8 protein-coding genes are annotated in these 9,708 nt (G+C 40.7%); 6 read left to right on the plus strand and 2 right to left on the minus strand.

Annotation, left to right across the window (positions count from 1 at the left end):
- Positions 1-173: 173 nt before the first annotated feature.
- A complete protein-coding gene (hisC, locus tag F8R90_RS09905; protein WP_196510606.1) occupies positions 174-1,244 on the minus strand; it encodes a histidinol-phosphate transaminase in 1,071 nt (356 codons plus the stop codon).
- Positions 1,245-2,181: 937 nt separating this feature from the next.
- Between hisC and F8R90_RS09910 the strand changes: the two genes are divergently transcribed.
- From F8R90_RS09910 to F8R90_RS09930, 5 genes are all read left to right on the plus strand, one after another.
- Positions 2,182-2,574 (plus strand): hypothetical protein, encoded by a 393-nt coding sequence (locus F8R90_RS09910; RefSeq protein WP_196510607.1) that lies wholly within the window; start codon positions 2,182-2,184, stop codon positions 2,572-2,574.
- Between the two features lie 235 nt (positions 2,575-2,809).
- The gene (locus F8R90_RS09915) at positions 2,810-3,136 is read left to right on the plus strand and encodes a DUF3040 domain-containing protein (RefSeq protein ID WP_196510608.1); all 327 of its coding nucleotides are present in this window, start codon (positions 2,810-2,812) and stop codon (positions 3,134-3,136) included.
- Positions 3,137-3,152: 16 nt separating this feature from the next.
- Entirely contained in the window at positions 3,153-5,234 is a 2,082-nt protein-coding gene (locus tag F8R90_RS09920) for a dynamin family protein (RefSeq protein WP_196510614.1), read from the plus strand.
- A gap of 151 nt (positions 5,235-5,385) precedes the next feature.
- On the plus strand, positions 5,386-7,632 hold the full coding sequence (locus F8R90_RS09925) for a dynamin family protein (protein ID WP_196510609.1): 2,247 nt from the start codon (positions 5,386-5,388) through the stop codon (positions 7,630-7,632).
- A 118-nt stretch (positions 7,633-7,750) separates the two neighbouring features.
- Complete coding sequence (locus F8R90_RS09930; protein WP_196510610.1) at positions 7,751-8,425, plus strand: DUF305 domain-containing protein; 675 nt, start codon at positions 7,751-7,753, stop codon at positions 8,423-8,425.
- 375 nt (positions 8,426-8,800) lie between these two features.
- Here the strand turns inward: F8R90_RS09930 and tnpA are convergent, their stop codons facing one another.
- Complete coding sequence (gene tnpA, locus F8R90_RS09935) at positions 8,801-9,205, minus strand: IS200/IS605 family transposase (protein ID WP_196510611.1); 405 nt, start codon at positions 9,203-9,205, stop codon at positions 8,801-8,803.
- A 58-nt stretch (positions 9,206-9,263) separates the two neighbouring features.
- Between tnpA and F8R90_RS09940 the strand changes: the two genes are divergently transcribed.
- Positions 9,264-9,708, plus strand: a 445-nt coding sequence (locus F8R90_RS09940) for an RNA-guided endonuclease TnpB family protein (RefSeq protein WP_196510612.1), incomplete at its 3' end; no start/stop codon positions are given.

A 9,708-nucleotide genomic window follows, 5' to 3' on the forward strand; every position in this document is an offset into this window, starting at 1 on the left:
CGAACATACCCATGCTCCGCTCCACGGCAACTCTTGGAGACGCTGCGCGAACGGGGCAGGGCTTGCTCCCCCAGCGAAGAGCACCGTGCCCCGGAGCTTCTTGGTGAGGGTGGGGTCGAATTCCTTTCGTTCTATCCCCCTTGCTCCCTGCTCCCTGCCCCCCTGCCTCTTGTTCAATCTCCCTTGTCCCCAGTCTTTAACAAATAAATTAGTGCCTCTACTAAAGCCTGATTTTGCTCATCTGTACCAACAGTAATGCGTAATTTATCATCTAATCCAGGCTGTTTGAAGTAGCGAATTAAAATTCCCCGTTCCTTCAGCTTTTGATAGAGATATTCTGCGTTTCCTTCTCTTGGCTGTGCCAGCAAAAAGTTAGCTTGAGAATCCCAAACATGAAAACCTAATTGTTTCAAGTCTGTTGCTAACTTAGTCCGTGATGCCTTAATCTTTGCTACACAAGCATTTTTATAAGCTTGGTCGGTGATGGCAGCCGTGCCAATTGCACAAGCGATCGCATCAATGTTATAGCTATCCTTTACCTTAAACAATCCCTGCAACAGTTTGGGATTTGCGACTCCAAACCCTAGCCGCAATCCTGCCAATGAGTACCCTTTGGAAAGTGTGCGAATTACGATGACGTTTTCGTATTCCTTGACCAAAGCCAATGTATTCTCTTCGGTAAAATCTACATATGCTTCATCAATCACTAAAACTCCAGATAACTGGCTGGCTAATTTTCGCAGTTCATCTGTTGCCACCACATGCCCTGATGGACTATTTGGCGACGCAATGAATGTCACACATCCATTGGCAGCAACCAGTTTTTCTAAAGGTAAACTGTAGTCTTGGTTGTAAGAAATCTCAGTAATTTCCGCGTCTTGTATTTCTGTTAAGGTGCGATATAGCACGTAAGTTGGCATCGGATAAACTACCTTTTTGCCAGGTTCTGCACAGGCTCGAATTACTACGCTCAACAATTCGTCACTGCCATTTCCTACAATGATCCAATCGCTAGGAACTCCTAAAATTTTACTTGCAGCTTGACGGAACTCTTCCCCGAAAGGTTCTGGATACCGCCGCAACCGCTCCCCATCAATATTTTGTAGCGCGGCAAGCGCCGCAGGAGAAGGAGGATAGGGGTTCTCGTTGCTGTTAAGTTTGATAATCTGTGTACCGCGTTGGGGCTGCTCACCGGGAATGTAGCTAGCCATTGCATTAACATTGGAGCGAAAGTAGTTGGTCATAGAGCATGGAAAAAGATGACTGGTGACTCAATACGGTTCGGATAAGGTTTTTTGATGAAAGTTATAGATCACAAAGACGCGATAAATCGCCGTCTTTACAATAATCAGTCCTTTGTAGAGACGGCGATTTATCGCGTCTCTTCCCTTAACCGAACCGTATTGACTGATGACTGATGACTGTTAACCGTCAACCGTCATCAGTCTTTCGTATTATCCCATCCTCTTTTAAAGGTGGGGATGAGCTTAAAAGTCTGTTGGTTCACAACCAGGACTTACGCATTGAAAACCTGAAACCTTTATCCCCCCTAACCCCCCTTAAAAAGGTTACCGTGTACACACAAGTCAAATTACCCCCCTCAATCCCCCCTTGGAAAGGGGGGAAGCCGGAAATCAAGTTCCCTCCCCTTTCCAAGGGGAGGGCTAGGGTGGGGTAAAACTGACGCGAAAACCAGGTGAGTAAACTATTTCAGACTTGTGTATACACCGTAGCTTAAAAAGGGGGGGATCTTAAAGAGCCAATTTTTCAAGGGGGTTGGGGGATCTCTTGTGCGTAAGTCCTAACAATACAAGTCTGTTGGTTCACAACACAAGTCTGTTGGTTCACAACACAAGTCTATTCGTTCACAACACAAGTCTGTTGGTTCACAATATAAGTCTGTTGGTTCACAATATAAGTCTGTTGGTTCACAATATAAGTCTGTTGGTTCACAATATAAGTCTGTTGGTTCACAACACAAGTATTTTGGTTCACAACACAAGTATTTTGGTTCACAACACAAGTCCATTCTCAACGATTTGTTGTCTTGCCTTGTATAATTACTGACATAGCAATCTAATCTTATTAAAAAAAATACCTTTTTTTGCCAGTTTTACTGAACCACAACATTGTCCTATTGAGACACTCTAGAAAGATAAGTTTAGTAAAAAGTATACATAGATGCCACGCAAAAAAAGAAGCTCTCCTGTGCTAGAAAAAACTGAACAGAGAGTAATCGGATTTAAATCAATTGATTCTAGTCTTGACTTTGGTGATTCTATCAGTTTAAACAATTTAACCCAGTTAACCGGGCGACTCCGCAACCAGATTGACCAGTATAATATGATGCTCACCGCCCTTGACTCAGCAAAGGCAGAAATAGAAACCCTTGAAAAGACCATTCGGGAAACTTCAGAACGCTTAGTCTGTGGTGTGGCGTTGAAGTATGGCAAAGACAGCCGGGAATACGAGATGACAGGCGGGGTACGCAAGAGCGATCGCATTCGTAAAGCCATCATTACCCGGTTAAAATCGACCGCAGACTCAAAAGCGGCTTCTCAACAGACGGCGTAACGGGCAAAAAGTAGGCATCATTTACGGTAAATGATGCCGCACCTCAATAGTTGGCGCTTCGCTTTGGTTCTGAGAAGCAGGTGCATTTTGTGGTATCTAACTCCAGCTTAAGTTTAGCAGGCAATTAAAATAGTAATTTTACTGGGGTTATTAAATATTTACGTAAGTTACGATACAGCCTGATTAACGAGTAAATGCTGACATCTTTTCATTGTCTTAAACGGGGTGGATACCGATGACATCTGAAAGCGATCGCCAAAAGGAACTTGAACAACGGGAACGGATATTACGAGAACGAGAAGTTGAATTGCGACTCCGGGAAATGGAAACTAACATCCAGGCTACCGATGCTGCTTTTCATCAAACTGTAAAGCATCAGCCAGAAAATTCCCAGAAACCTTGGATCAAAAAAGCGATTCTGGCTGGAAAGCTGTTTGCTCTTGGTGTAGTAACACTAGTTGCAGTGAGAATAGCCTCAGTGTTGGCTGGGTTTATTATTGTTGGTGCGCTGGGGTGGATGTCTTACAAATTATTTTTGGAATCTAAAAAAACCAATCTTTAATAAAGGTGTAACTATGATGACTAATAAAGTAGCAACTGATAGATTTATCCAAGATTTAGAGCGTGTTGCTCAAGTGCGATCGGAGATTTCTGTATGTTTGAGCAAACTAGCTGAAACAATTAACAAAGCCGAATTGGCTGGAGACTCTTCATCAGGTAAACTCAGCTTAGAACGAGATATTGAAGATATTACAGTAGCTAGTAAAAACCTCCGGCAAGGTGTATTTCGCCTTTTGGTATTGGGCGATATGAAACGGGGTAAAAGCACGTTTCTCAATGCCTTAATTGGGGAAAACTTATTACCGAGTGATGTTAACCCTTGTACCGCAGTGTTAACAGTTTTACGCTATGGCCCAGAAAAGAAAGTCACCATTCATTTTAATGATGGTAAAAGTCCACAACAGCTAGATTTTCAGAATTTTAAATATAAATATACCATTGATCCAGCTGAAGCTAAAAAATTAGAGCAGGAGAAAAAACAAGCCTTTCCAGATGTAGATTATGCAGTAGTTGAGTATCCATTAACATTATTAGAAAAGGGAATTGAAATTGTCGATAGTCCAGGATTGAATGATACAGAAGCGCGAAACGAATTATCTTTGGGTTATGTAAATAATTGCCATGCAATTTTGTTTGTGATGAGAGCTTCTCAACCTTGTACCTTGGGTGAGCGTCGCTACTTAGAAAATTATATCAAAGGTCGGGGATTGACGGTTTTCTTCTTAGTTAATGCTTGGGATCAAGTGCGAGAATCATTAATTGATCCTGATGATGTTGAAGAATTAAAAGCATCTGAGAATAGATTACGGCAAGTATTTAACGCGAATTTAGCAGAATATTGTACTGTAGAAGGTCAGAATATTTATGAAGAACGCGTGTTTGAGCTTTCGTCAATTCAAGCACTCAGACGACGGTTGAAAAATCCCCAAGCTGATTTAGAGGGGACAGGCTTTCCGAAGTTTATGGAAGCGCTTAATACTTTTCTTACCAGAGAACGTGCGATCGCAGAACTCCGTCAAGTCAGAACCTTAGCAAGACTTGCCTGCAATCATACCCGCGAAGCAGTTGCAAGACGTATACCATTACTTGACCAAGATGTAAATGAATTAAAAAAACGAATTGATTCAGTAGAACCAGAGTTTAACAAACTTACTGGTATTCGGGATGAATTCCAAAAAGAAATCCTCAATACAAGAGACGCTCAATCAAGAACCATTTCCGAATCTTTTCGCAGCTATGTTTTAAACTTAGGTAACACCTTTGAAACCGATTTCTTACGTTATCAGCCGGAATTAAATTTGTTTGATTTTCTCAGTAGTGGTAAACGAGAAGCATTTAACATCGCATTGCAAAAAGCCTTTGAGCAATATATCACTGACAAATCTGCTGCTTGGACATTAACTGCTGAAAAAGATATCAATGCAGCTTTTAAAGAACTTTCTCGCAAAGCTGCACAATATGGCAGTTCTTACAGTCAAGTCACAGATCAAATTACAGAAAAGCTCACCGGACAAGATGTAAAGGTAAATACCACTGCGACTACTGAAGAAGATAACTCTCCCGGCTGGGCAAAATGGGCAATGGGATTGTTATCGCTGTCTAAAGGAAATCTTGCTGGTTTCGCACTAGCCGGGGCCGGATTTGATTGGAAAAATATCTTGTTAAACTACTTCACTGTAATTGGTATTGGCGGGATAATTACAGCAGTGACAGGAGTTTTGCTTGGGCCCATCGGGTTTGCGCTGCTAGGTTTAGGAGTAGGATTTTTGCAAGCAGATCAAGCGCGTAAAGAGTTAGTTAAAACGGCGAAAAAAGAGTTAGTTAAACACCTACCCCAAGTCGCGCATGAGCAATCTCAGGTTGTATACAATGCCGTTAAAGAGTGTTTTGACTCTTACGAAAGAGAAGTAGGTAAGCGGATTAATGATGATATTGTATCTCGTAAGGCTGAATTAGATAATTTAGTCAAGCAAAAACAAACCCGTGAGATAAATCGTGAGAGTGAGTTAAACCGTTTAAAAGAATTACAGGAAAATGTAATAGCTCAGTTGCAAAAAATCGAGGCAGCTTATAGCAACTTATTAGCTTACTATAGCTAATATATGTAATTACTCTCGTTACTCTCGTTCCCAGCATCTAGCTGTGAATGCCTACTTGGAGGCTCCGCCTCCCATAACCATAAAAATATGAGGCGGAGCCTCAATGAATTGCATTCCCAGATTTTAGCTGGGAACGAGGAATAGGGGAACTATGCAACAACAGTATGAAGGTTATAAGGATTTAGCAGATTCTCTCAAATCTGCATCTACGTTACTGAATTTAGAACGAAAATCGCAACTACATCAAGATATAATTACCATTTGCAATCATCTGGTTAATCCTAGTTTTCGCATTGCAGTATTTGGCCCATTTAATCATGGCAAATCTACCTTACTGAATGCCATGCTAGGGAATCGCACTTTACCAATTGATTTAATTCCCACCACAGGTGCAGCAATTACTGTCAAGTATGGCTCTGATGTGCGGACTCGTATCATGTTGGTAGATGGTACAGAAATCTATCGCAGTGGCACAGAAGTTTTACAGCAATTTGCAATTCTTGATGGCAATAGACAGATGCGACAAGATGTAGCATCTGTGGAAGTTTTTTGTCCACATCCCTTTTTGGAAACAGGTGTAGAATTTCTCGATTTACCAGGAACAAATGATCGGGATGAACAAGATAATTTAATCCAAGAAAAATTATTAAGTACAGATTTAGTTATTCAATTATTAGATGCACGAAAGTTAATGACTTTGGGTGAGCGGGAAAACTTACGAGATTGGCTATTAGATCGTGGTATTAAAACAGTTATATTTGTTGCCAATTTTATGAACTTACTCGAACCCGACGAGCAAAAACAGGTGCAAAATCGCCTGCTGTTTGTTGCAGAAAGCTTTCGAGCCGAATTACCTCCAGGTTTTAGTAATTTATATCGCGTTGATGCTTTACCTGCCTTAAGAGCCAGATTAAAAGGCGATGTTGCTGCTGCCAATAGTAGCGGTTTAGCGGCTTTTGAAACAGCTTTGCAACATATTGTGGGGATTTTTCAACCAAATTGTGGTAGTGTGCGTTTGCCAAGAGTGCAAGCGATCGCTTCTCAAATCCAACTCTCATTAACAGCTAAAATTGACCCGATTGCTCTTGAAATCAAATCTTTTGATGATAAACAAAATACTAAAGTTGAAATTAAACAAAAAGCAGCCAATTTAATTTATAAAGGTTTTGCTACTAGCGTGAGAGAATTACGCGATTGGCTAGCATTATCTAACCTACTCACAAAATATCAAGCTGATGCGGCAGTTGCATTGGCAGAAAACAACTTTAAAATTTGGCAAACAAATACTCTTAAAAAAGACCTGAACGAATTGCAATTGGCTGCGATGAAATGGCTTTATCAAGCTTACGAGTTTTTCCAAGAAGAACGACCGCAAGATTTATTAATTCCTTTTCCCAGCGAACCACAAGTAATACTACCCCCAAAGTCAAGTAATACTGATGATTTGAGTGAACCTGGTTCTATCGCTGTTGGTGGCGGTATTGGTTGGTTGTTAGGTGGCCCGGTGGGTGCTGCTGTCGTCGGGAGCATTTCTTATTTGTTAAACAAGAATATCCAAAAGCAAGACGAACAATTGGCAAAGGAGTCTTATCATCAGGAAGTTGCTAAACTTTGTATAACTGCAATTGAAGATTATTTATCTATTTTCAGCAGTCAAGGGTTATCACTTTTGACTGAATATGAACAAAAAGCTGAAAAAGTAATTTGCTTTGAATTCAGTCAAGAACCGCTAGAAATTACTAATAGACGGGAAAATTTGCAGCAGTTACAGAACGGTTTTAATCAGTTGCTACAAGAGTTAGAGAAGGTCAAAATCCTCTCCAATCATCAAGCTTATAAAGAAATACCTACATATAGCAACACTAATAGAAAATATTCACCACAGCCAGAGAGAGTTCAAACTTCTCCTAAAAAAGATCCTAGTGTTAAGCAACAACAGGAAAATACTGCTAAAAATAGTGGGACAAGAGTAGAATCTGTTTCCCCACCACCACCGCCAAAAGCTTCTCCCTCTCCCCGTCCAGAAGAGGTGGAGGCGAAATTTCGTGATTGGGAACTTAATGAAGAAATAGCACGAATGAAAGCAGAAATGCGTAGCCCTAAGGCTTGTCGTCAGACATCGCCTGGTTCTCAAACTAGCAAACAGCAAAATGCGACTCAAAGCAATAAAGCACCCAATCAACCCAAAACCCAGACACAAAAAGATAAAATTACTCGTGCCTACAGCATTTTAGGATTGCAAACAAATGCTTCTCAGACTGAGGTAAAGCAGGCTTATCGAACTTTAGTAAAAAAATGGCATCCAGATTTGTTTGTTAATCAGCCGCAACTACAAAAACAAGCTCAAGAGAAAATGCACTTAGTTAATGATGCTTACACAATTTTGAGTGAGAAATGAACTGCAATATACCCGACTCATCAAAAAAGTCGGGGATTTTTAGATTTCATCCTAATTTCATTTCTAGCTGCAAAGCTAAGAAGTAAATATAGAATTAGGAAACTGTTAGGTGAGATTTATGCAACTGCTATCTTTGAGGAACAGCTTTTTGGCGTTAACCTTGACTGCGATCGCTTCAGGCGGTGGGTTAATCACAGGCTGTACCAGTACTGCTTCCCAGAGCCAAAGCGAAGCGCCAAAGGCAACCACCACCAATGCTAACAACAATCACATGAATCACAGCATGGCAATGGATTTAGGCCCAGCCGATGCTAATTTTGATTTACGGTTTATCGACGCTATGACACCGCACCATCAAGGGGCTGTAGAAATGGCTAAAGAAGCGCAGCAGAAATCAAAACGTCCTGAAATCAAAAAACTAGCAGACGATATCATCAAATCGCAAAACCAAGAAATCACTCAGATGAAGCAGTGGCGACAAACTTGGTATCCCAAGGCGGGAGATAAACCAATGGCTTATAGCAGCCAAATGGGTCATACGATGGAAATGTCATCTGATCAGATGCAAGCCATGATGATGAGTCAAGATTTAGGTGCAGCTGATGCTGAATTTGATCTGCGCTTTATCAATGCGATGATTCCTCACCATGAAGGGGCTTTAACAATGGCACAAGATGCCTTGAGTAAGTCTAAGCGCCCTGAAATTAAGCAATTAGCCCAAGAAATTATCAAGGCACAAAATACAGAGATTAAGCAAATGCAGCAGTGGCGAAAAAGCTGGTATAACCAGTGAAACTAACTTTCACAATCAGGGCAGGTCTATTGTTTCGTTGTCTTGTTCCCAGTCTCCGACTGGGAATGCCGTCTTAGAGGCTCCGCCTCTCTTGCTAGCGGCAGAGCCGCTTTTGAGTTGCATTTCCAGCCTCTTGCTGGAAACGAGATTTGAAAAGGCTTTTAGCTTAAGTTGACACCAATAAGCATTGCCATGCCCTTACCAGCGTATTTGTATCATTATTAATGAAATGGTATGACCTCATAATTCCCCGTTTAGAAAATGGAGAATTATGAGGTCAAAAGGTCTATCTTAATGGAGCAAGAGGACTCCCGTTAAGCTTCGCTGTAACGGGAGATGAATTGCGACCAATATAACACTGAGCGCAGCGAATCATTATTTTGGTTGTTCCTGATGCTCAACGTAATTTTTTAATTGTTCGACTGTAACACCCCCACAACTGGCTACAAAATACGCACCAGTCCAGAAATATGGCAAGCCATAGAAGTATTTTGTAGCCAACCAGGGAAACTCTTTACGTATTAGCCTACTACTCACTGTTTTGATATTTCCAATCAGTGTTGAGAGTGGTTTGTCAGGTCTATAGTCAATCAATAAATGTACATGGTCTGCCTCGCCATTGAACTCTAGTAAAGTACAATCCCATTTCTTTAAGGTATCTGCGATGATTTCTCCAAGTCTTTTTAAAATCTCTGCATCGATAGCTTTTCTACGATACTTTACAACTAAAACAACGTGAGCATTAAGCTTGTAAACAGACCTAAAACCATGATTATACATACTTGACAGATAATAGCGGCAAATAGTATATATCACTAAGTCTCTGAAAGTCACATTGATGTTAGATGTATTAAAGGTCAGAATTTATCCAAACACAGAGCAACAAGTATCCTTGGCTAAAAGCTTTGGATGCTCTCGATTTGTTTGGAACTTTTACCTCAACAAAACTAATATTCAATATGCGGAGACTGGTGTTGGGCTGACCTACTGCCAAATGGCAAAAGACCTTACCCAACTCAAAAAACTAGCTGATTACGACTGGTTGCAAGAACCAACTGCTGCTGTTTTACAACAGTCACTCAAGAATTTGGAATCTGCGTTTAAAAACTTTTTTGCAAAACGTACTGGATTCCCGAAATTTAAGAGCAAACACTCTAAGCAGTCAATTCGTTTTCCTGAAAGTTGCTCGATTAAAGGTGGTAATTTAAAACTTCCTAAACTTGGATTAGTTAAAGTTAGCCTCTCCAAGAGTGTTAATGGCAAGATTAAATCTGTAACTGTTT

This window comes from Nostoc sp. NZL (assembly GCF_015714705.1).
GTDB classification, from domain to species: Bacteria; Cyanobacteriota; Cyanobacteriia; order Cyanobacteriales; family Nostocaceae; genus Nostoc; species Nostoc foliaceum_A.

Excerpts from the sequence above, each read along its gene's own strand:
- hisC (WP_196510606.1), bottom strand. The coding sequence starts at position 1,244 with ATGACCAACTACTTTCGCTCCAATGTTAATGCAATGGCTAGCTACATT.
- F8R90_RS09910 (WP_196510607.1), top strand. The coding sequence starts at position 2,182 with ATGCCACGCAAAAAAAGAAGCTCTCCTGTGCTAGAAAAAACTGAACAG.
- F8R90_RS09915 (WP_196510608.1), top strand. The coding sequence starts at position 2,810 with ATGACATCTGAAAGCGATCGCCAAAAGGAACTTGAACAACGGGAACGG.
- F8R90_RS09920 (WP_196510614.1), top strand. The coding sequence starts at position 3,153 with ATGACTAATAAAGTAGCAACTGATAGATTTATCCAAGATTTAGAGCGT.
- F8R90_RS09925 (WP_196510609.1), top strand. The coding sequence starts at position 5,386 with ATGCAACAACAGTATGAAGGTTATAAGGATTTAGCAGATTCTCTCAAA.
- F8R90_RS09930 (WP_196510610.1), top strand. The coding sequence starts at position 7,751 with ATGCAACTGCTATCTTTGAGGAACAGCTTTTTGGCGTTAACCTTGACT.
- tnpA (WP_196510611.1), bottom strand. The coding sequence starts at position 9,205 with ATGTATAATCATGGTTTTAGGTCTGTTTACAAGCTTAATGCTCACGTT.